The sequence below is a fragment of the Mycobacterium sp. NPDC049093 genome (assembly GCF_040704635.1).
Lineage (GTDB): Bacteria > Actinomycetota > Actinomycetes > Mycobacteriales > Mycobacteriaceae > Mycobacterium.
This window is the reverse complement of sequence record NZ_JBEZJS010000001.1, coordinates 290255-312485: the sequence shown is the minus strand read 5'-3', so window position 1 is coordinate 312485 and position 22231 is coordinate 290255. Positions and strand designations below refer to the sequence as shown.

Sequence of the window (22231 nt, the reverse complement as noted above, 5' to 3'; positions counted from 1 at the left end):
CTCGACGTTTCGAGCAGGGCCTCAGTTTTGGGACGCCTAGCGCCAGTGTCCGGGTGGAGGTGGTCCCCAATGGCCGGGCGGCGGCGGTGGCGGCGGGCCCCACCTCGGCGGTGGTGGCGGCCCCCAGAACGGTGGTGGCGGCGGGGGCGGCGGCCCCCAGAACGGCGGCGGTGGCGGAGGCGGACCCCAGAACGGTGGGGGCGGCGGCGGAGGTGGTGGCGGCGGGAACTGCGGTGCCGGGACCACCGACATCACACTCGCCGGTGCCGGCGTGATCCCTTGTGCCGGTGCCGCATTGGCCTGCCCGGCCAACCCGATGGCTCCGGCCAGGAGCGTCCCACCCAGCAGCATTCCGCTCAACACACTTCGCCCAGGTAAATGTCGTGCCATCTCGTGCACTCCTCTAGTCGTCGCGTCATATCCCCCGATATCGCGAGACTATCTAATTAGACTGCCTATGCGAAACCTGTGAGCGCCTTACACAGCTGATGCTTAACCAACGCATAGGAGTACACAGTCACGGCGAGCCCACGCTCGCGCGGTCTGCCGCTAGGCCCCGAGCGGCGCCACCGGCGTGAACACCACCGGCATCGATTCCGGGCCGCTGACGAAGTTCGCCGGGCGCAACGGCAACTGGTTGGCGTCGGCCAACCGGAGGTCCGGCAGTCGTTCGAGCAGTCGTTCGAGCATCAGCCGCAGCTCCAGACGGGCCAGCTGGTTACCCAGACAGAAGTGGGTGCCGAAGCCGAAAGCCAAGTGACTGTTGGGGTTACGATCGATGCGGAACTCGTCAGGATTCTCGAAAACCGCTTCGTCGAAGTTCGCCGACTCGAACATCAGCATGATCTTCTCGCCGGCCTTCAGATCGGTCCCGTGGAAGGTCGTGTCGGCAGTGAGGGTTCGGCACATGTTCTTCACCGGCGAGGTCCAGCGCAGGGTCTCCTCGATCGCGCCGGGCAACAGCGACTGGTCGGCGACCAGACGCTCCCACTGATCGCGACTACGCAACAGCTGATCGGTCCCGCCTGAGAGAGTGTGGCGCGTGGTCTCGTCGCCGCCGATGAGGATCAGGAGCGTCTCCATGACGATCTCGTCATCGCTCATCTTCTGCCCCTCGACCTCGGCGTTCACCAGGATCGAGAACAGGTCGTCGGTCGGCTCGGCGCGGCGCTTGGCAATCACCTCCATGGTGAACGCGGTGTAGGCGGCAAACGTCTCCATCAGCATGTTGATGGCCGTCTCGTCGAGATGCGAACTCAGCCCGCAGACCAGGTCATCCGACCACTTCAGCAGCATCTCGCGCTCGGTGGGCAACACCCCGAGCATGTCACCGATCACCGCCATCGGCAGCGGCGCCGCGATGTCGCGGACGAAATCGCATTCCCCGCGTTCACACACCGCATCGATCAGGGTGTCGCACAGGTTCACGATCGAGGGCACCTTGTCCATGACGCGCTTGCGGGTGAAGCCGGAGTTGACCAGCTTGCGGCGCAACACATGTGCCGGATCGTCCATGTCGATCATGTAGGGCATGCCGGGCTGATCGGGCCGGATTCCGCCGGCGTTGGAGAACAGCTCGGGGTTGCGTTCGGCGTCGATCACCGCCGCGTACGTGGCGGCCGCAGCCAACCCGTTGCGATCGCGGAACACGGGCTCGTTGGCCCGCATCCATCGGTAGGCCTCCCGCGCGCCACCGTCGGCATAGAAATTGCCGTTGGTAAGGTCGACATCGGGCTTGAGCAGTACCTGGGTCACGGAATCTCCTTGGCGTCAGCAAACGTCATCTGCACATTGCGTACCGAACTGGACAGCATCGCCCGTTTGGGCAGGCCCAGGGCCGCGAGTTCTTTGGCGTACGGGTGCTCCCCCAGCCGCACCGTGGCCCCACCCGGGCGGTATCGCACACCCGAAAGCCGCATCTCGCCTTCCGTTTCGCGCAGTACGCCGTCGAGATGGGAGAAGGTGGATTGCACCTGCGGTTTGGCGGTGAACCGGGACGGGACCGGGAGGCCGGGTTTGAAGTCCATGCCCACGGCCGGCTTGCCGTCGATGTTCACGTCAAAGCTGAACGGCTTATCACCACGGACCCCAGCCTGATTGTCCGCACCACGGACTCCAGCCTGATTGTCCGCACCGCGGACTCCAGCCTGATTGTCCGCACCGCGGACGGTGAAGTCCGCCAGGACCTTCGGATAACCCCAGATCTGCCGGCCGGCCTGCAGCGTGAACTCGCCGTCGACCGGGAGGTGATGTACGAAGGCGCCGGCCGAGCCCAGGCCGCGCAGGCCCGACGCCTCCGATCCGGGGCGGTTCACCATGACGTTGGTGCCGTACTCCAGGTACGGGCCGAGGTCACCGTCGATGTAGTGCATCAGCATCAGCACGACGATCGCGCGGTGCGGTCGGTGCCGGTACACGCGCAGGCCGCTGTAGTCGATCATCCGCTGCGCGGCGTCGGCATCGACCGAGAACATGGCCATGTGCTGTTCAGCGGTCCGGATCTGCACCGGCATCGTCAACACGGTGCCGAGCACAGTGTGCTGCGAGGCAGGAGTGGTGTCACTCACACCACTGAATCTAGACCCAGCAGTGAACAGATTTCAAGAAGTGTCTACAGAGCGGTCTACACCAGGGCGGCGAGGTCCTTGATCTGCTCGACAGAGCGGGCACCGACGACCATCATCGTCACGCCAGAGGCCTCCCAGGCCTTGATCTGCTCCTTGACGTAGTCGAGGTTACCGACGATCGCCGAATCATCGACCAATTCGTCGGGAATGATCTTGGCGGCCTCGTCTTTCCGGTCACTGCGGAACAGCTTGGTGACGTCGTCGACGACCTCTGCATATCCCATCCGGCGGTAAACCTCGGCGTGGAAGTTGGTGTCTTCAGAGCCCATCCCGCCCATGTACAGCGCCAGGTGCGGCTTCATCAGCTCCATGATCGCCGGCCGGTCGTCGGTGACCACGACCTGCGCGGTGGCACAGATCTCGAAGGTCTCCCGGGTGCGCCGAGCACCGGGTCGGGCGAATCCCTCATCGAGCCACTCGTTGTACATGCCGGCGATACGCGGCGAGTAGAAGATCGGCAGCCAGCCGTCGGCGATCTCGGCGGCCATCGCGACGTTCTTGGGCCCCTCGGCACCCAGCATCACCGGGATGTCCGCGCGCAGCGGATGGGTGATGGGCTTGAGGTTCTTGCCCAGGCCGGTGGTGCCCTCGCCGGTCAACGGCAGCGGGTAGTGAGGGCCGTCGCTGTGCACCGGGGCTTCGCGCGCCCAGACCTGGCGCAGGATGTCGACGTATTCGCGGGTGCGGGCCAGCGGCTTCGGGAACTTCGCGCCGTACCAACCCTCGACCACCTGCGGTCCGGACACACCGAGGCCGAGGATGTGGCGGCCGCCGGAGAGGTGATCCAGCGTCAGCGCGGCCATCGCGCACGCAGTGGGTGTACGAGCGGACATCTGGATGACCGAGGTACCCAGCCGCATGCGGGAGGTCTCCCGGCCCCACCAGGCCAGCGGCGTGTAGGCGTCCGAGCCCCAGGCCTCAGCGGTGAAGACCGTGTCGAAGCCCTCAGCCTCGGCCGCGGCGACGAGTTCGGCGTGGTTGGTCGGCGGCTGGGCGCCCCAGTATCCGAGTTGAAGACCCAACTTCATTAGCTCGCCTTTCCACACACGGTTGAAACCATTCTTAGAACCTGTTCTACTCGATGCTGTGACCACAGGCCAAAGCAGCCCGGTGCAGATCGACAAGCATGAGCGGCCCCTCTCGGCGCCGCTGAAGCTCTCATTCGACTACACCCGTTCAGTCGGACCGCTCCTGTCCCAGTTCTTCACCGCGCTACGCGATCGACGCATCGTCGGCGTACGCGGATCGGACGGCCGGGTGCACGTTCCACCCGCTGAGTATGACCCCGTCACCTACGCGGCCCTGACCGAGGTCGTTCCGGTGTCCAGTGTCGGGACCGTGGTGTCCTGGACCTGGCAGCCCGCGCCGCTGGAGGGCCAGCCGCTGGACCGGCCGTTCGCCTGGGCGCTGATCAAACTCGACGGTGCCGACACGCCACTACTGCACGCCGTTGACAGCGGAGGCACGCCCGACATCAAGACCGGCGACCGGGTGCATGCGCACTGGATCGACGAACCGGTCGGTGCGATCACCGACATCGCGTACTTCCTGCCCGGGGACGCCGAAGAGTCGGCAGAATCGTCCTCCAGTCCGGATGACCGCGAACCCGTCAAGGTGCAGGTGACTCCCAGCTTCATCGAGATCCAGCACACCGCATCCCTACCCGAGACCACCTTCCTCAAGGCTCTCCAAGAGGGCAAGCTGCTGGGAGGCCGGACGCGCAGCGGTCGCGACGGACAGCCGGGCAAGGTGTACTTCCCTCCGAAGGAGGCAGATCCCGCGACCGGTCTGGCGCTCGACGAGTTCATCGAGCTGCCGGACAAGGGCACTGTCACCACCTACGCGGTCATCAACATCCCGTTCCCGGGACAGCGCATCAAGCCGCCCTATGTCGCGGCGTATGTCTTGCTCGACGGCGCTGACATCCCGTTCCTGCATCTGGTCACCGAGATCGATCCGGCGGACGTGCGGATGGGTATGCGGGTGCAGGCGGTGTGGAAGCCCAGCGAGGAATGGGGCCTGGGCATCGACAACATCGATTACTTCAAGCCCACCGGCGAGCCCGACGCCGACTACGACTCCTACAAGCACCACCTCTGAGAGAGCACCTGATGACTGATGTAGCAGTGGTGGGCTTCGCACATGCGCCCCACGTCCGCCGGACCGACGGCACCACGAACGGCGTCGAGATGCTGATGCCGTGTTTCCACAAGCTGTACGAGGAGCTCGGTCTGAAGCAGACCGATATCGGCTTCTGGTGCTCCGGATCGTCCGATTACCTTGCCGGCCGGGCCTTCTCGTTCATCTCGGCGATCGACTCGATCGGCGCGATCCCGCCCATCAACGAGTCGCACGTCGAAATGGACGCAGCCTGGGCGCTCTACGAGGCCTACATCAAGCTGCTGACCGGGCAGGTCGAGACCGCGCTGGTGTATGGCTTCGGGAAGTCCTCGGCGGGCATGCTGCGCCGGGTGCTGGCCATGCAGACCGATCCCTACACCGTCGCGCCACTGTGGCCGGACTCGGTGTCGATGGCCGGTCTGCAGGCGCGCGCAGGCCTGGACGCCGGAAAGTGGACGGCCGAGCAGATGGCCCAGGTGGCACTGGATTCCTACGCCGCGGGCGGCCGCACCGACCAGGAAGAGGTCACCGGGAGTATCGACGACCTGCTCTCGCGGCCCTTCTTCGCCGACCCGCTGCGCCGCCACGACATCGCCCCGATCACCGACGGCGCGTCGGCAATCGTGCTCGCCGCGGGCGACCGGGCGCGCGAACTGCGCGAAAACCCGGCCTGGATCACCGGTTTCGAGCATCGCATCGAGACGCCGATCCTGGGTGCGCGCGACCTGACCGTCTCGACCTCGACCGCAGCCTCGGCGCAGGCCGCCACCGGTGGTGATGCGAGCTCGATCGAAGTGGCCGAGATCTACGCCCCGTTCTCGCATCAGCAGCTGATCCTCACCGAGGCCATCGGGCTGGGGGCCTCCACGAAGGTGAACCCGTCGGGTGGGGCCCTGGCCGCCAATCCGATGTTCTCGGCCGGCCTGGAGCGCATCGGCTTCGCCGCTCAGCACATCTTCTCCGGCTCGGCCGGGCGCGTCCTGGCGCACGCCACCAGCGGCCCTGCGCTGCAACAGAATCTCGTCGCCGTTCTGGAAGGGAAGTAACGAGGTGGCTGGCACTTCAAAGAAAAACTTGGCCGCGGTCCTGGGTACCGGGCAGACGAAGTACGTCGCCAAGCGCCACGACGTGTCGATGAACGGCCTGGTGCGTGAGGCCATCGACAAGGCGCTCGCCGATTCGGGCTCGACGATGGACGACATCGATGCCGTGGTGGTCGGCAAGGCGCCCGATTTCTTCGAGGGCGTGATGATGCCCGAGTTGTTCATGGCCGACGCCACCGGCGCGACCAACAAGCCGCTGATCCGCGTGCACACCGCCGGTTCGGTGGGCGGCTCGACCGCGATCGTGGCGGCCAGCCTGGTGCAGTCGGGCAAGTACAAGCGAGTGCTGACCATGGCCTGGGAGAAGCAGTCGGAATCGAATGCCATGTGGGCGTTGAGCATTCCGGTGCCCTTCACCAAGCCCGTCGGCGCGGGCGCGGGCGGTTACTTCGCCCCACACGTGCGCGCCTACATCCGCCGCTCCGGTGCTCCGAACCACATCGGGGCCATGGTGGCGGTCAAGGACCGGCTCAACGGCGCCAAGAATCCGCTGGCCCATCTGCACCAGCCCGACATCACCGTCGAGAAGGTGATGTCCTCCCCGATGCTGTGGGATCCGATCCGCTACGACGAGACCTGCCCGTCCTCGGATGGTGCCGCGGCCATGGTGATCGGCAACGAAGACGCTGCGGAAGCACACCTGTCCAACGGGCATCCCGTCGCATGGATCCACGCCACCGCGTTGCGCACCGAACCGCTGGCCTACTCCGGTCGCGACCAGGTGAACCCGCAAGCCGGTCGCGACGCGGCCGCCGCGTTGTGGCGCGATGCCGGTATCACCAGCCCCATCGACGAGATCGATGCGGCTGAGGTGTACGTGCCGTTCTCCTGGTACGAGCCGATGTGGTTGGAGAACCTCGGTTTTGCCGCCGAGGGCGACGGCTGGAAGCTCACCGAGGCCGGCGAGACGGCGATCGGCGGCAGGATCCCGTTCAACGCGTCCGGCGGCGTGCTGAGCTCGAACCCGATCGGCGCATCCGGCATGATCCGCTTCGCTGAGTCGGCGATCCAGGTGATGGGCAAGGCCGGCGACCATCAGGTCGAGGGCGCCCGCAAGGCGTTGGGTCACGCCTACGGCGGCGGCGCGCAGTACTACTCGATGTGGGTGGTGTCGAGCGACAAACCGGGCAAGCCGGCGTCATGACCATGAAGTACACGCTCAGCGTGGCGATGGGCCCGCTCGAGCATCTGACCGGATTGGCCCGCACCGCAGAAGAAGTCGGGTTCGATTCGATCGCGCTTCCCGACTCGCTGTTCTACATGGAGAAGCAGGCCGCGGACTATCCGTACACCCCGGATGGCTCACGGATGTGGAATGCCGACACCCCCTGGGTGGATCCGCTGATCGCCGCCGCCTCGATGGGTGCGGCAACCTCGACGTTGCGGTTCTACACCAACGTCATGAAGCTCGGCTCGCGTAATCCGCTGCTGCTGGCCCGCCAGGTCGGTTCCGTGGCCAACCTGACCAACAACCGGTTCGGGTTCGGCGTCGGAATCGGCTGGGCACCGGAGGAGTTCGAGTGGTGCGGGGTTCCGTTCGCCAAGCGGGGCGCGCGGGTCGACGAGATGATCGAGGTGCTCAAGCTCGTACTCGGCGGCGGCATGGTCGAGTTCCACGGTGAGTTCTACGATTTCGAGCGTCTGCAGATGAGCCCGGCCCCGTCCGAGCCCGTCCCGTTCTACGTCGGCGGGCACACCCCGGTCGCCCTGAAACGGGCGGCACGGGTCGGTGACGGCTGGACCAGCGCGATGATGACGTGTGCACAGCTGGGTGAGACCGTGACGGCGCTCAACAAGTTGCGGGCCGAATACGGCCGGGCCGATGAGCCTTTCGAATTTCAGGCGGTGTGCATCGACAAGTTCGACCTCGACGGGCACCGTGAGCTCGCCGCGGCCGGGATCACCGACAACATCGTGATTCCGTGGATGCTCGAGGGCCTGGGCTTCGATGCCCCGTTGGAGAAGAAGCAGGACTCACTCAAGCGGTTCGCCGATACCTACATCCACTCCGGCTGGCAGGACTGACATGGCCATCACCAACCCCGAGCACCCGGCACACCTGGCAGGTAAGCGATCCCGGGATGCGGTTGCCGCTCGGGACAAGCAGGCCTGGCTGGACAACTTCGCCGACGACGCGATCGTGCAGGATCCCATCGGACCCTCGTTCTTCGATCCCGAAGGCAAGGGGCATCAGGGCAAGGAAGCCATCGCGGCGTTCTGGGACAAGGCCATCGCCCCGACCGACAATCTCGAGTTCAAGTTTCTCGACACGTTCCAGTGCGGCAACGAGGAAGCCAACGTCGGCAGCATCGTCACCACCATGGGCGGACACCGGATCACCACCCCGGGTGTGTTCACCTACCGGGTGAACGACGAGGGGCGGATGGTCGCGCTGCGCGCGTTCTGGGAAGTGGACCGCGCGAGCGCCGAGAAGATCTGACACCTCGCCGAAACGGCATTCCAGCAGAAGAAGTGCGAGTAGCGACCTGCTGGAATGCCGTTTCGGCGGTGGGAACGTTAGAGCTCGGCGAGGCCCGACAGGTAACGCTGCGCCAGTTCCCGGTACGCCGCCGGGTTGCTCTGTATCCAGGTATGTGCGCCGGTGCCCGCGATCGGTCCCCGGATCTTCGCGGGCGCACCGGTGACCAACACCTCGTCGGGGATCTTGGTGCCGCCGACCACCAGCGAATGTGCCGCGATCAGGCTGCGTCGCCCGATCACCGCCCCGTCGAGCACCGTGCAGTGGTTGGCGATCAGCGCCTCCTCACCCACGTGTGCGCCGTGCACGACACACATGTGGGCAACCGTCGCGCCGGGACCGATGTCGACCGGGATCCCCGGCGGCGCGTGCAGCACCGACCCGTCCTGAACGTTGGCGCCCTCACGGACGACGATCGGGGCGAAGTCGCCGCGTAGCACCGTGTTGAACCACACCGAGGCGCCCGCCTCGACGGTCACATTGCCGATCAACGTCGCCGTAGGGGCCACGAACGCACTCGGGTCAACCACGGGCGAACGGCCCTCGAACGAATACAGCGGCATCGTCCACATATACCGCAGGAAACCGGCTCCGGCGCGACGACGCGTACCCTGAACAGTAACTATGTCGCTCACGACAATTACCCGCCCCAAGTTCCTGCTCACCATCGGTCTTGCCACGGCCATCGTCGGCACGGCCGCAGCGTGCACTCCGGTCGCTGATTCACCGAGTACGCCGTGGGTGGCCACGCCGTCCTCACCGTCCTCGACGGCAGCGCCGAAGTCGTCGAAATCCGAGGCATCCGACTACAGCCACCTGCTGCTGCAGTCCGAGGATGTCAGCATTCCGCCGGAATCGTTCACCGCGCGGTCCAGCAACGTCAATCCCGACGGTCAGTCCGGAGCCAGTGCGTTGTTCGTCAACGCCGACGACACCAGGGCGATCGCCGACACAATCCTGATCTACCCGGATGCCGCCACCGCGTCGGCAACGCTCAAGCAGGCCTCTGCGGCCGTCAGCACGATGGTCACCGGCGGGCAGCCGCAACCGGTGCCGGTGGGTTCGAACGGCACCGTCATCTCGGGGACCGCACCGGACGGCTCCAAGGCGGTGACGCTGTTGATGTACACCCAGGGCCGCGCGGTGGTACGCCTGGAGTTCGACAGCAACCCGGACGACCCGGTGCCGCCGCAGACGGTGGCCAGCGTGGGACGCATGCAGCAGATCGCTCTGCGAATCGGACTTCCGGAGCGAGAGTAGAAGCCGTTCACGACGGGTATGCCCCAGGTCACGCCTGAATTATTGCCAGGAGGGTGCCAAAAACTGTAACGTGTTCTAGTTAAGAGCACCGATACGGGAGGCCCACCGTGACTACCGAACATGCCGGCATCAGAGAGATCGACACCGGCGCCCTGCCAGACCGCTACGCGCGGGGTTGGCACTGCCTGGGACCGGTCAAGGACTTCCTTGATGGTCAGCCGCACTCTGTCGAGATTTTCGGCACCAAGCTGGTCGTGTTCGCCGATTCCCAAGGCGATCTGAAGATCCTCGACGGCTACTGCCGGCACATGGGCGGTGACCTGTCGCAGGGAACCATCAAGGGCGACACCGTGGCCTGCCCGTTCCACGACTGGCGCTGGGGCGGCGACGGCAAGTGCAAGCTCGTCCCCTACGCCAAGCGCACCCCTCGTCTGGCCCGCACCCGGGCCTGGCACACCGACGTGCGCGGCGGTCTGCTGTTCGTCTGGCACGACCACGAGGGCAACGACCCGCAGCCCGAGGTGCAGATCCCCGAGATCCCCGAGGCCGCCAGCGACGAGTGGACCGAGTGGCAGTGGAACTCGATGTTGATCGAAGGCAGTAACTGCCGCGAGATCATCGACAACGTCACCGACATGGCGCACTTCTTCTACATTCACTACGGACTGCCGACGTACTTCAAGAACGTCTTCGAAGGGCACATCGCCTCGCAGTACCTGCACAACGTGGGCCGTCAGGACATCGGCGGCATGGGCACCCAGTACGGGGAGTCCCACCTGGATTCCGAGGCGTCCTACTTCGGTCCGTCGTTCATGATCAACTGGTTGCACAACAACTACAGCGGCTACAAGGCCGAGTCGATCCTGATCAACTGCCACTACCCGGTGAGCCAGGATGCCTTCATGCTGCAGTGGGGCGTCATCGTCGAAAAGCCCAAGGGCATGGACGAGAAGACCACCCAGAAGCTGGCCAACGCGATGACGGACGGCGTCAGCCAGGGCTTCATGCAGGACGTCGAGATCTGGAAGCACAAGACCCGCATCGACAACCCGCTGTTGGTCGAAGAGGACGGCGCCGTCTACCAGATGCGCCGCTGGTACCAGCAGTTCTACGTCGATGTCGCGGACATCACGCCCGACATGACCGACCGCTTCGAGATGGAGATCGACACCACCGCGGCCAACGAGAAGTGGCATGTGGAGGTTGAAGAGAACCTGAAGGTCCAGGCCGAGCAGAAAGCGGCCGAGAAAGAAACAGCGCAGTCCTGATGACGACACGCAACGAGCGGAGCCAGGCGCCGGATGTCGACGACCTGGCCCGCTCGATGCTGCTGTTGCACGGCGCGCATGACGACGACGATCATCACGCCGGCAGCGGCGGCAACGAAAGCGAATCATGGGCAGGGACGTGGGCGAAGGCACCGGATTTCGCCTCCGATCCACAGCGCGCCGCCGCGGTCCGCGAATCCAGCGCACGCGACCGCGAGCGCTATCTGACTTCGGGCCTGGTCTCGGTGGACTGCCGGTTCTGCCACGTGGCGGTGCAGGTGAAGAAGCTCAGCGCAGAACACACCTCGGTGCAGTGGAATTCCGAGGCGGTGCGACGTTGTGCGACATTCGAGGAGATCCGCTCCGCCGGTGGGGATCCGGCCCGGGCCCGGTCATGCCCGCGGCTTGCCGACAGTATCAAGCATGCTGTGGCCGAAGGGTGCCTCGAAGAGGTGTCCTCGGCGCCCTCCCCCGGCGACGGCTGACGGCCGGTTTCCCTTGCGCGAGCAGACGTAAAGCTGCCCCTTTTCCGAGGAAAAGGGGCAGCTTTGTGTCTGCTCGCGGGAGAGATTACAGGCCCTGGAACCGCTCCTTGACCGCCTCGTCGGTCAACCCGTAGTCGGCCAGTGAGTAGCTGTGCTTCGGCGCCCGCGGCCCCTGCTGGCTGGCGGTGTGACTGTCGACCATCGCCTGGCGGGCGGCATCGGTGAAATCCAGCCCGAAGGTGCGGTAGATGCCTTCCACAGCGCCCACCGGGTCCTTGACGAACTCGAAGTAGTCCACATCGCAGAACTGGGCCGGATCGTGCTTGGCCCGTTCGGTGTTGAACAGCTCCAGACCGCGCGACCAGGTTTCCATGGCATCTTCGCCGATCACGTTGCCGGTGAAGGTGTTCGACCAGCCGGCGGTGGTGTGCTGCGACAGCGAACACATCGAGGCCATGATGGTCTCCGCCGGCCGGTGGCATTGCACGACCAGCGCGTCCGGATACGTCGCGAACAGCGCGTCGAGGGCGAACAGATGGCTGGGGTTCTTGAGCACCCAACGCTTTTCGGGTTCGTTGAGACCGATCAGCTGCAGGTTCTTGCGGTGCCGCTGATACGACTTGGTCCAGTCCTGGCGCGCCAGCCACTGTGAGTAGGTCGGCACATGCGCGAGCGTCTCGTAGGACACCGAGTGCAACGACTGCCGCAGCAACTGCCAGCATTCCTCGACCTCGTCGGCGGTCATGAAATGCAGACCGGTGTAGTCGGGATTCTCCTCGTGCGCCTGCTTGAACCGGGCATCGAGTGCACTGAAAACCGGGTTGTCCGGCCAGGTTTCCCGCGGTGGCCGCGGCTGCGGGAACTCCGCCAGCCACATCTCCAGCCCCTGATGCGCGGGATCGGCAGTGAGCAGGCGGTGGATCACCGTGGTCCCCGTGCGCGGCAGGCCGGTGACGAAGATGGGCCGCTCGATCGGCACTTCGGCGTGCTGCGGGTACTGCGTGAACGCCGCGTTCGACACCAGCCGGGCCACCAGAGCATTGCGCGTGAAGAAGCGCTGCATCTTGCTGCCGAGTTCGGTCAGATCAGCGTCACGCTGGTAGGACTCCAGCAGCACCCCGAGCGCTTCGATGTAGTTGTCGTCGTCGGTGCCGAAATCCTCCAGCCCGCAGGCCTTTACCGCCGAGGCGTGCAGATCCTCGATGGTGCCCACGTTGGTGCGCGGGTTACTCATGCCTTGTATTCTCCGCAGTTCACGTCAAGAGCCTGGCCGGTGATGCCGCTGGACAGATCGCTGGCCATGAACAGGATCGCGGAGGCCACCTCGTCCTCGGTCGGCAGCCGCTTGAGGTCGGACCCGGCGGCCGACGCGTTGTAGATCTGTTCCACGGTGGTGCCGTACTTCTGCGCCTGATGGTTGAAATACCCCTCCAGGGTTTCGCCCCATATGTAGCCGGGCAGCACCGAGTTGACCCGAATACCGTTCTCTCCCAGCTCGGTTGCGAGAGTCTGCGACATGGACAGCAGGGCCGACTTGGCCATCTTGTAGGCGCCGTACTTGGCCTGCGAGTGCCGCACGACCATCGAATTGACGTTCACCACTGAGCCTTTGGCAGCTTCCAGGGCAGGAGTGAAGCCCTGGGTCATGCGCAGTGCGCCGAAGACGGTCAACTCGATCGCGTCCCGCATGTGCTCGAAGGTGGTTTTCGCGAACGGCTTCATGGACGGCACCCGGAATGCGTTGTTGATCAACACGTCGGCCTTGCCGTACTCCTCCATCGTGCGGGCCACCACGTTGGCGACCTGTTCATCGTCGGTGATGTCGGTGCCCACCGCGAGCGCGCGACGGCCCAGTGCCGTCACCTCCTTGGCCACGTCCTCGAGCCGCTCCACCGTGCGGGCGGCCAACACGAGGTCGGCACCGTTCTCCGCACAGCGGCGGGCCAGCGTCGTGCCGAGCCCAGGCCCGACCCCACTGATCACCACTACCTTGTTCTCCAGCAGGCCATTCAGCGTTTCGGCCATCGGTCAGCCCACCATCCTTTCGCCAATAAGCTTCTGACGCAGCGCAATCCGCGCCCGCCAATCGTCGTCGGAAATCTTGTTGCCCTCAAAGTACGGCAGCTTCTCGGCCACGGAACCGATGTCCACCAACTCTGCGGTCGGCCCGTCCTCGGCGCTCAACTCGCGTGACACCCGCTGCCAGCGGAACTGCAGATATCCCTTGCCGTGGCCCAGCGTCTCGCACCAGTTGGTGACCCCGGGATTGTTCTCGGACACCACGATCCGGATCTTGCCATCCGGGTCGGCTTGCGCCTGGGTGCCGTTCAGCGAGGTCTGGTGGTTGATGTAGTCGAGCGAGATGTACCAGAGGCTACCCAGCTGGAAGCCCAGGTAGGGCGCATCCGACACCGGCAGCGTGAGGATCATCGCCTGATCCGGTGTCATGTCGTAGTGCCCGACCGACGAGTACTGGGTGGCGAGCCCACCTGGGGTCAGGCGGGGCGCGGTAACTGTATTGACGGGCAGGTTGTCGTAGAACCACTTCGGGAACTGCAGCCACGTCTTGACGCGCTGCACGAGCTGCTTACCCGCAGTGGCGTAACGCTTCTCGATGAGCTCGCGGGTCAGCGGCGCCGGCGCGGTGCCGGCGGTGTCGGTACGCGAGATCGCGAAGGTGCCGCGCTGCGCCGACCAGTCGTTGTAGACCTCCCGGATCACCAGCTGCGAGGGCGTGGCCGGGGTGAACCGCCACTCGAAGGTGCCGTCGGCGGCGATGTCGAGCTTGCGATCGTCGAACGCGGTCTCACTGTCCGGCACGTTCTCGTCGGTGTACTCCCCGCCCAGCAGCTGGAAGCTGACGTCGGTGGTGGTGCCCCGCCGCCCGGTGACGACGTACTCGTGGCCAGGCTGAACCCGGGTGCCGAAGTACATGGTGTCGGGATTGTCCAGCCCCATCTTGGTGAACGGCCCGGTTCCGCTGTGCAGGAACGGGTGTTCGCGGTCGTAGTCGAATGCGACGTGCGTGCACGCAGCGATGCATCCGGCCAGGTACTGCAGGCCCTCGAGGAGATCGGCCTCGTTTTCGATGAAGGGCGCGGTGGTCACCAGGTGTTCTGCCTCGGCAATGGCATCGGCCAGCGGTTGTGAGTACATCCAGCATCTGCTCTCTCGGTCCAATATTGGACCGCAGTGGTAGAGTTTCCTACCCGACACTAGAACGCGTTCCAATTCGAGTCAACGCCCGATTGCCGCCAGGAGGACCGATGTCAGACGCCGAGTCGGCCGGCCGCGCTTCACCACCTACCGCCCGGGTGGTGGCCATCCTGGATTTCCTCTCCCGTCATCCGCAGGAGCGGTTCGGGCTCTCCGAGCTCACCCGAAGGGTGCGACTGAGCAAGCCGACCTGCCTGGGCATCCTCAGCACCCTGACCGAATCGGGCTACCTGATCCGGGACGACGCAGACAAGACATACCGCCTCGGCCCGAGCCTGATCTCACTCGGCCAGATGGCCCAGGAGTCGATGCGCGTCAACCCGGCGGCCCGCGCCGAGTTACGTGCGCTGTCAGCCGCCTTCGACACCTCCGCAGGCCTGACCGCCGTGGTCGATGACCGGATCACCGTCCTGGAGCTGGTCGGCCCACCGGGCCGGGACCCCGGAGTGCGGGTGGGTCAGAGCTATCCGTTCGCACCGCCCGTCGGCCTGATGTTCGTGCTGTGGGACGACGACGCCCTGCGCGCCTGGCTGGCCAAGGTGCCGACCATTCCACTGCGCACCGAATCCACCCGACTGCACCGGGTGATCGAAAGCTGCCGTACCGACGGATATCTGGTGGAACGACTGACCCCGGGGGGCCGCAGGCTCTACGCGCTCATGGCAGGGATGTCGACCAATCTGCCCGACGAACTGCGGGCGCTGCTGAGCGAGTTGGTTTCCGACATCGGCGAGCGGGTGTATCTGCTCGACGAGGGACCCGGCGGCCGAGCGCCGCATGACATCAGCGTCATCTCCGCGCCGGTATTCGACCACTATCAGCGTCAGGTCATGGCGGCGTCACTGCACATCGGAACGGCCTTGACCGACAACGAGATCGGCGACCGCGCCCGCGCTCTCGTGGCAACGGCCGACGCATTGACCCATCAGCTCGGCGGAACAAAACCGACGTACTGACGAGCTCAGAAGTTGTTGCAGGTGTCGAAGACCGTCTGCAACAAGCCCAGATAAGGCTGGTTGGCCGGCTGAGCGGCGATGCCCTCGGCCATTCGCTGGCGCTGATCCCGCGGCGCCTCCAGGAACTGTCCCAGAACCGATTGCACTGCCGGCGATGCGCCGGCCATGGGACTCTGCGCATTGAGCGCGCCCATCACCTGTGAATAGCTACAGGTGGTGTTCACAGCGGAATCAAGCCTGGGATCTGCAGACGCGACACCCGCGCCGGCAGAAAGGGATGTTGCCAAAGCACCGACGGCGACTGCCACTTTGATCGGCGATAGTTCAATCATGCGTGAAGACCTCCTCCCCCGATGCCCGGACTCTACCCGCCCAAAGTGAATACTCTTGGGGTTTTGGCAATTTGCTGCGCGGGCCACAAATTAGGTCATTTGCCCAATTCGGCGATGTGTCGGTGCGGCTCAGAACAGGCGCAGACAAATCAGCGTTCGTCGGGCGGAAGCATTAGCGAGCGCGCCACCGGCCGGGGCGCCGTGTCTCTCAACAACGCGCTCGCGGGCCGCTGACGCACCTGCTGCGGCCACCAGAACCAACGTCCCAGCAGCGCGGCGATGGACGGCGTCATGAGCGCCCGCACCACCAAGGTGTCCAACAGCAGGCCTATGCCGATCGTGGAACCCACCTGGCCGATGATCCGCAGATCACTCACCACCATCGACATCATGGTGAATGCGAAGACCAGACCCGCGGCGGTCACCACTTTGCCACTACCGCCCATGGCTCGGATGATGCCGGTGTTGATTCCCGCGCCGATTTCTTCTCTCATCCGCGACACCAACAGCAGGTTGTAATCGGAACCGACGGCCAAAAGGATGATCACCGACATCGCGAGCACGAGCCAGTGCAGGTCTATCCCGAGAATGTGCTGCCAGATCAGCACCGAGAGCCCGAACGCCGCACCCAGCGAAAGTGCCACCGTGCCAACGATGACCAGCGCTGCGATCAGGCTGCGCGTCACCAGCAGCATGATGACGAAGATCAGACACAGAGCAGCGACTCCCGCGATGAGGAGGTCGTAGGTCGAGCCGTCCCGCATGTCCTTGAAAGTCGGTGCGGTACCGGCCAAATAGATCTTGGCGCTCTCCAACGGAGTGACCTTCAGTGCTTCTTCGGCCGCTTTGACCACCGCGTCGACCCGCGAGATGCCTTCAGCTGTCGCCGGGTCCCCCCGGTGCGAAATGATGAATCGGGCCGACTTACCGTCCGGTGAGAAGAACAGGGTCATCGCGCGCTTGAAGTCCTCGTTTTCGAGGACTTCCGGCGGCAGGTAGAAGGAGTCGTCGTTTCGGGCGGCGTCGAATGCCTGACCCATCGCGGTGGCGTTCGCGCTCATCTCGTCCATCAACGCGAGGGTGCCGGCCATCGTGCTGTGCATGGTCAGAATCCCGGCCCTCATCGCCTTCATGCTCGCGATCATCTTCGGGAACTGCGCCATCAGCTGGGGCATCAGCACATCGAGCTTGTCGGTCTCCTGACTGAGCTCACGCAATTTGTCAGAGACCGAATCGACCCCGTCGATCGAGTCGAACAAGGATCTCGTCGACCAACAGAACGGGATGTCGAAGCAATGCGGTTCCCAATAGAAGTAGTTGCGGATCGGCCGGAAGAAGTCGTCGAAATCCGCGACGTGGTCCCGCAGCTCATCCGTGACAGCTTCCAATTCGCGCGTGTCCTCCGTCATCCGATGTGTCGTGGTGGCCATTTGCTGACCCACACCGTAGAGCCGCTGCGTGATGTTGATCATCGTGGTGATGTCGTCTGCCTGCTTCAGCAGGTCCTTCATGCGGTCCTTCTGGAACGGCACGACCTGTTTCTGATTGGCGCTCTGCAGGCTGAGCAGGAACGGTATCGAAGTCCGGTCGATCGGATTGCCCTCAGGCCGGGTTATCCCCTGCACACGCGATATGCCCGGGACAGCGAAGATCCCCTTCGCCACCTTGTTCAAGATCAGCAGATCCGACGGATTGCGCATATCGTGATCTGCTTCGAGCATCAAGATGTCGGGGGTCATCCGGGACTGCGGGAAGTGTCTCTCCGCAGCCGCATAGCCGACGTTGGCAGGGATGTCGCCGGGCACATACAGACGGTCGTTGTAGCTGGTCTGGTAGGCCGGTAACGCCAACAACCCGGTCAGCGCGATGGCACACGCGGTGACGAGAATGGGTGCCGGCCAGCGGACGATCGCCGTCGCCAACCGCCGCCAGCGCCGGACGATGATCTTGCGTTTCGGTTCGAAGAGCCCGAACCGACCTCCCACCGCGAGCACGGCGGGAACCAGCGTCAGTGCGACCGCGACCGCGACCACCATGGCGACCGCGGTCGGGACACCCATGGTCTGGAAGTAGGGCAGCCGGGCGAAACTCAGACAGAAGATGGCTCCGGCGATGGTCAGCCCGGAGCCGAGGACGACCTTGGCCACACTTCGATACGTGGTGTAGAAGGCGGTTTCCCGGTCTTCGCCGGCCTGCCGCGCCTCCTGATATCGGCCGAGGAAGAATATGCCGTAGTCGGTTCCCACGGCGATGCCCAGCGACACCAGCAGGTTGACCGCGAACGTCGACAGCCCGATGACCTGGTGCAGGCCCAGGAACGCGACCACCCCACGAGCGGCCTGGACCTGGATACCCACCATGAGGAGGAGAAGGACCGCGGTGACCAAAGAACGGTAGACCAGCAGGAGCATGGCAAGGATCACCACGAGGGTGACGATGGTGATCTTGATGATGGACTTGTCGCCGGCATGGTTCATGTCTGCGACCAACGGCGCGGGGCCGGTGACGTAGGCCTTCACTCCCGGCGGAGACGGTGTGCGCGCCACGATGTCGCGGATTGATTCCACGGACTCGTTCGCCAGGGATTCGCCTTGGTTACCAGCCAGATTCAGCTGGACATAAACCGCCTTGTCGTCTGCGCTCTGGACCGCCGGTGCGGTGAGCGGATCGCCCCAGTAATCCTGCACGTGCTGCACGTGTCGGGTGTCGGCCTTCAACTGCCGTATGAGGTCGTCGTAGTAGGCGTGTGCCTCGTCGTCGAGAGGTTGTTGACTCTCCACGACGATCATCGCCACACTGTCGGAATCCGATTCGCCGAAGTTCTTGCCGATGCGCTGCATCGCATGGAACGACGGGGCGTCCTTGGGGACCAGCGACACCGAATACTGCCGGCCGACCTGTTCGAGCGACGGGATGGCGAAGGTCGCAATCGCGACAAACACCAACCAGCCGAGGATGATCGGCACCGCCAACCGGTGAATGATCCTCGCGATACGCGGTGGCTCGTTGCGTCCCACGGGTCAGCGTTCGTCGGGGTTCAGCAACAGGGAACGGACCAGCGGTCGGGGCCCGATGGGCCGCAGCAGCGCACTGGCCGGTCGCTGTCGGACGTGCAACGGCCACCAGAACCACCGGCCCAGCAGGGCTGCGATGGACGGCGTCATGAACGCACGAACGATCAACGTGTCGAAGAGGAGACCGATACCGATGGTCGAACCGACCTGGCCGATGGTGCGCACATCGCTGGCCAACATCGCCAGCATGGTTGAGGCGAACACCAGACCGGCGATCGTCACGACCTTGCCGCTGCCCGCCATGGCGCGGATGATGCCCGTATTGATGCCCGCCTGGATCTCCTCTTTCATCCGGGACACCAACAGCAGGTTGTAGTCGGAGCCGACCGCCAACAGGATGATGAGCGCGATCGCGAGCACGATCCAGTTCAACTGAATGCCGAGAATGTGCTGCCAGATCAGGACAGACATGCCGAATGCCGCTCCGAGTGACAGGGCGACCGTTCCCACGATCACCATTGCGGCCACCAGACTCCGGATCATGATCAGCATGATGATGAAGATCAGACACAGTGCGGCGATTCCGGCGATCAGGAGGTCATAGGTAGACCCGTCCACCTGATCTTTGGCCATCGCCGAGCTGCCGGTCAGATAGAGCCTGGCGTTCTCCAACGGTGTTCCCTTGAGTGCCTCCTCGGCGGCAGTCCGGATCGGCTCGACCCGCGAAATGCCTTCGGGTGTCGCCGGATCCCCTCGTTGCGAGATGAGCAGACGCGCCGTCTTCCCGTCCGGCGACAGGAACACGTCCATCACTCGCTTGAAGTCTGCGTTCTTGAACACGTCAGGCGGGATGTAGAAGGAATCGTCGTTCTGGGCGTCGTCGAAGGCTCGGCCCATAGCCGTTGCACCATCGGACATCTCGTCCATCTGTGCCAGGATCCCCGCCATCGTGCTGCGCATCGACAGCATCATGGTCCTGGTGCTCTCCATCGTGGCGATCATCGCTGGGAACTGGGCGATCATCTGCGGCATGAGCAGGTTGAGTTGATCGAGGTTGCCGATCAGCTGGTGCATGGAGACAGTCAGCTTGTCGACACCGTCCAGCGCCTCGAACAACGATTTGATGGACCAGCACAGCGGGATGTTGAAGCAGTGCGGTTCCCAGTACAGGTAGTTGCGGAGGGGTCGCCAGAAGTCGTCGAAATCCGCCATGTGGTCCCGCAACTCGAGCGTGGTGTCTTCGAGTTCGTGTGTCTTGCCGACCAGACTGTTGGTGGTGACGGCGAGTTGCTGCATCAGGCCGTACATGCGTTGCATCGTGGCGATGGTCTTCGAGATCTCGTCGGCCTGGGTGAGCAAGTCGTTCATACGGGCCTTCTGGAACGGCAAGAGCTGCAGCTGGCCGGCATTCGAGGAGCTGATGATGAACGGAATCGTCGTGTGCTTGAGGGGAGTACCCTCCGGCCGGGTCGCGGCCTGCACGCGGGCCACCCCGGGAACGGCCAGCACGCCCTTGGTCAGCTTGTTCAGCACCAGAAAATCTGCCGGGTTCCGCATGTCATGGTCGGCCTCGACCAGCAACACGTCGGGCGAGGCCATCAGCGACTGCTGAAAATGCCGGCCCGCGGCCTCATATCCGGCGTTGGCGGGAATGTCCTTGGGCAGATATTTCTGGTCGTTGTAGCCGGCCTGGTAGGCGGGCAGCGCCAGCAAGCCGATCAGTGACACCGCGCATGCGGCGACGAGGATGGGCGCTGGCCAACGGACGATCGCCGTGCCGATGCGTCGCCATCGACGGGCGATGATCTTGCGCTTGGGCTCGAACAACCCGAATCGGCTGCCCAGCGCCAGAACCGCCGGGATCAGCGTCAACGCCACCGCCACCGCCACCACCATGCCGAGGGCACACGGGATACCGAGTGTCCGGAAGTAGGGCAACCGGGTAAAGCTGAGGCAGAAAACCGCGCCGGCGATGGTCAGACCGGATGCCAACACCACCTTGCCGACGCTGCGATACGTGGTGTAGAAGGACAATTCCTTGTCCTCACCGGCCTGACGCGCCTCTTGGTAGCGGCCGACGAAGAAGATGCCGTAGTCAGTTCCGGCTGCAATACCCAGAGTCACCAGAAGGTTGACCGCATACGTGGACAGGCCGATGAGGCCCTGATCGCCGAGAAGCGCCACCACGCCGCGGGCCACCTGCAATTGGATGCCCACCAGGAACAGCAGGATCACGGCCGTGAAGATCGAGCGGAAGAAGAACAGCAGCATCGTCAGGATCACTGCCAGGCTCAGGCCCGTCACCAGCAGAACGGTCTTGTTGCCGCTCGCGCTCAGATCGGCGACCATCGCCGCCGGCCCGGTGACATAGGCCTTGACCCCCGGCGGGGGCGAACTGCGGTCGACGATGCCCCGGACCGCTTCCAGGGACTCGTTCGACAGTGGCTGGCCGAGGTCGCCGGCGAGCCCCATCTGGACGTACACGGCCTTGTTGTCGGCGCTCTGGGCCGCACCGGCCATGAGCGGGTCGCCCCAGAAATCCTGCACATGCTGCACGTGGGCCGGGTCAGCTTCCAGCTGGCGGATCAGATCGTTGTAGTACCGGTGCGCCTCGTCACCGAGGGGCTGCTCGCCCTCGAGCACGATGATCGCCGCGCTGTTGGAGGTGGCCTCGTGAAAGTTCCTCCCCATACGTTGGACCGCCTCGAACGACGGCGCGTCGCTGGGGATCAGCGATACGGAGTGCTCCTTCTCCACTTGCTCCAACGGAGGTACGACCGCACTCAGGACGTATGCGATCACCACCCAGCCGAGGATGATCGGCACCGCGAGCGTGCGGATCATCCTCGCGATGAACGGCGGTTTGGCCACTGGGATCGCACCCGGCGTCGGGTTCGGGGGCGGGCTCGTGGTGGGGCTGCTCATGCGGCCTTCAAAAGACAGTAGGTGAAGGCACTTTCGCCGTTCTCGACTCTTTCCGACTTCACCTTGTCATCGATGATGATGCGGCAGCCGATTCTGTCGCTGTCGCCCTGCGCGATGACGTTGACCATCGAGGTGGCCTCGCTCATCGGGAACTTCAATGACCATGGCAGGCTTGCGCCTTCGACGAACTGTGGCTCGGCGTCGACGTCGAAATAGCTGATGTTGGCGACAGTCCCAGGCGGACCGAATACCTCGTACACCAATTGCTTGGGATCGTAGGGCTTGCGCTCCTCGAGCTCGGTGTCGGCATAAGCAGGGCGCGTCTCGGAGCCGAAAACTTTATGCAGCCGAAGGACGGTGAATCCTCCGGCACCCAGGACCACCAATATCAACAGCGGAATCCAAACCCGCTTCAGAACCCCCACGTTCAAGTACCCCCTGAATC

21 protein-coding genes are annotated in these 22231 nt (G+C 64.4%); 9 read left to right on the top strand and 12 right to left on the bottom strand.

Annotated elements, in window-relative coordinates; genetic code table 11:
- Nucleotides 1-36: 36 nt before the first annotated feature.
- The 4 genes from AB0876_RS01300 to AB0876_RS01285 all read right to left on the bottom strand — a co-directional run bounded on the left by AB0876_RS01300 (nucleotide 37) and on the right by AB0876_RS01285 (nucleotide 3655).
- Nucleotides 37-390 (bottom strand): hypothetical protein, encoded by a 354-nt coding sequence (locus AB0876_RS01300; RefSeq protein WP_526040972.1) that lies wholly within the window; start codon nucleotides 388-390, stop codon nucleotides 37-39.
- A gap of 159 nt (nucleotides 391-549) precedes the next feature.
- Entirely contained in the window at nucleotides 550-1755 is a 1206-nt protein-coding gene (locus tag AB0876_RS01295) for a cytochrome P450 (protein WP_526040971.1), read from the bottom strand.
- Nucleotides 1752-2513, bottom strand: a complete 762-nt coding sequence (locus AB0876_RS01290; RefSeq protein ID WP_526041454.1) for an acetoacetate decarboxylase family protein — start codon at nucleotides 2511-2513, stop codon at nucleotides 1752-1754. Before AB0876_RS01290 ends, AB0876_RS01295 begins: the two co-directional genes overlap by 4 nt.
- A gap of 110 nt (nucleotides 2514-2623) precedes the next feature.
- Complete coding sequence (locus AB0876_RS01285; protein ID WP_526040970.1) at nucleotides 2624-3655, bottom strand: LLM class F420-dependent oxidoreductase; 1032 nt, start codon at nucleotides 3653-3655, stop codon at nucleotides 2624-2626.
- A 58-nt stretch (nucleotides 3656-3713) separates the two neighbouring features.
- Here AB0876_RS01285 and AB0876_RS01280 point away from each other — a divergent pair, with 58 nt between their 5' ends.
- From AB0876_RS01280 to AB0876_RS01260, 5 genes are read left to right on the top strand one after another with little or no spacing between them, the layout of a single operon-like run.
- Nucleotides 3714-4727, top strand: coding sequence for a Zn-ribbon domain-containing OB-fold protein (locus tag AB0876_RS01280; protein ID WP_526040969.1), 1014 nt, complete (start codon nucleotides 3714-3716; stop codon nucleotides 4725-4727).
- 11 nt (nucleotides 4728-4738) lie between these two features.
- Nucleotides 4739-5794, top strand: coding sequence for a beta-ketoacyl-[acyl-carrier-protein] synthase family protein (locus tag AB0876_RS01275; protein ID WP_526040968.1), 1056 nt, complete (start codon nucleotides 4739-4741; stop codon nucleotides 5792-5794).
- A 28-nt stretch (nucleotides 5795-5822) separates the two neighbouring features.
- Complete coding sequence (locus AB0876_RS01270) at nucleotides 5823-6995, top strand: thiolase family protein (protein ID WP_526041453.1); 1173 nt, start codon at nucleotides 5823-5825, stop codon at nucleotides 6993-6995.
- 2 nt (nucleotides 6996-6997) lie between these two features.
- The gene (locus AB0876_RS01265) at nucleotides 6998-7876 is read left to right on the top strand and encodes a TIGR03619 family F420-dependent LLM class oxidoreductase (RefSeq protein ID WP_526041452.1); all 879 of its coding nucleotides are present in this window, start codon (nucleotides 6998-7000) and stop codon (nucleotides 7874-7876) included.
- Nucleotide 7877: 1 nt separating this feature from the next.
- Nucleotides 7878-8291 carry a nuclear transport factor 2 family protein gene (locus AB0876_RS01260; protein WP_526040967.1) on the top strand — a complete coding sequence of 138 codons (414 nt, stop codon included), beginning with the start codon at nucleotides 7878-7880 and terminating at the stop codon, nucleotides 8289-8291.
- Between the two features lie 77 nt (nucleotides 8292-8368).
- Here the strand turns inward: AB0876_RS01260 and AB0876_RS01255 are convergent, their stop codons facing one another.
- On the bottom strand, nucleotides 8369-8893 hold the full coding sequence (locus AB0876_RS01255) for a gamma carbonic anhydrase family protein (protein ID WP_055120744.1): 525 nt from the start codon (nucleotides 8891-8893) through the stop codon (nucleotides 8369-8371).
- A 61-nt stretch (nucleotides 8894-8954) separates the two neighbouring features.
- Between AB0876_RS01255 and AB0876_RS01250 the strand changes: the two genes are divergently transcribed.
- The 3 genes from AB0876_RS01250 to AB0876_RS01240 all read left to right on the top strand — a co-directional run bounded on the left by AB0876_RS01250 (nucleotide 8955) and on the right by AB0876_RS01240 (nucleotide 11343).
- Nucleotides 8955-9590: a hypothetical protein gene (locus AB0876_RS01250; RefSeq protein ID WP_526040966.1), complete on the top strand. Its 636-nt coding sequence runs from the start codon at nucleotides 8955-8957 to the stop codon at nucleotides 9588-9590.
- A 107-nt stretch (nucleotides 9591-9697) separates the two neighbouring features.
- Entirely contained in the window at nucleotides 9698-10858 is a 1161-nt protein-coding gene (locus tag AB0876_RS01245) for a 3-ketosteroid-9-alpha-monooxygenase, oxygenase component (protein WP_491837235.1), read from the top strand.
- Nucleotides 10858-11343: a hypothetical protein gene (locus AB0876_RS01240; protein ID WP_491837234.1), complete on the top strand. Its 486-nt coding sequence runs from the start codon at nucleotides 10858-10860 to the stop codon at nucleotides 11341-11343. Before AB0876_RS01245 ends, AB0876_RS01240 begins: the two co-directional genes overlap by 1 nt.
- An 85-nt stretch (nucleotides 11344-11428) precedes the next feature.
- Here AB0876_RS01240 and AB0876_RS01235 read toward each other — a convergent pair whose 3' ends face one another.
- Genes AB0876_RS01235 through AB0876_RS01225 form a run of 3 tightly spaced genes read right to left on the bottom strand, consistent with a single transcriptional unit; the run spans nucleotide 11429 to nucleotide 14499 of the window.
- Nucleotides 11429-12577: a sulfotransferase family protein gene (locus AB0876_RS01235; protein ID WP_491837233.1), complete on the bottom strand. Its 1149-nt coding sequence runs from the start codon at nucleotides 12575-12577 to the stop codon at nucleotides 11429-11431.
- Complete coding sequence (locus AB0876_RS01230) at nucleotides 12574-13368, bottom strand: SDR family NAD(P)-dependent oxidoreductase (RefSeq protein ID WP_526040965.1); 795 nt, start codon at nucleotides 13366-13368, stop codon at nucleotides 12574-12576. Before AB0876_RS01230 ends, AB0876_RS01235 begins: the two co-directional genes overlap by 4 nt.
- A gap of 3 nt (nucleotides 13369-13371) precedes the next feature.
- Entirely contained in the window at nucleotides 13372-14499 is a 1128-nt protein-coding gene (locus tag AB0876_RS01225; RefSeq protein ID WP_526040964.1) for a hypothetical protein, read from the bottom strand.
- Between the two features lie 110 nt (nucleotides 14500-14609).
- Between AB0876_RS01225 and AB0876_RS01220 the strand changes: the two genes are divergently transcribed.
- Nucleotides 14610-15515: an IclR family transcriptional regulator gene (locus AB0876_RS01220; RefSeq protein WP_526040963.1), complete on the top strand. Its 906-nt coding sequence runs from the start codon at nucleotides 14610-14612 to the stop codon at nucleotides 15513-15515.
- Nucleotides 15516-15520: 5 nt separating this feature from the next.
- Here the strand turns inward: AB0876_RS01220 and AB0876_RS01215 are convergent, their stop codons facing one another.
- From AB0876_RS01215 to AB0876_RS01200, 4 genes are all read right to left on the bottom strand, one after another.
- Nucleotides 15521-15847: a hemophore-related protein gene (locus AB0876_RS01215; protein WP_526040962.1), complete on the bottom strand. Its 327-nt coding sequence runs from the start codon at nucleotides 15845-15847 to the stop codon at nucleotides 15521-15523.
- 149 nt (nucleotides 15848-15996) lie between these two features.
- Nucleotides 15997-18864: an MMPL/RND family transporter gene (locus tag AB0876_RS01210; protein WP_491837229.1), complete on the bottom strand. Its 2868-nt coding sequence runs from the start codon at nucleotides 18862-18864 to the stop codon at nucleotides 15997-15999.
- Between the two features lie 3 nt (nucleotides 18865-18867).
- On the bottom strand, nucleotides 18868-21786 hold the full coding sequence (locus tag AB0876_RS01205; RefSeq protein WP_526040961.1) for an MMPL/RND family transporter: 2919 nt from the start codon (nucleotides 21784-21786) through the stop codon (nucleotides 18868-18870).
- Complete coding sequence (locus AB0876_RS01200; protein WP_064884913.1) at nucleotides 21783-22202, bottom strand: MmpS family transport accessory protein; 420 nt, start codon at nucleotides 22200-22202, stop codon at nucleotides 21783-21785. Before AB0876_RS01200 ends, AB0876_RS01205 begins: the two co-directional genes overlap by 4 nt.
- Nucleotides 22203-22231 lie beyond the last annotated feature (29 nt).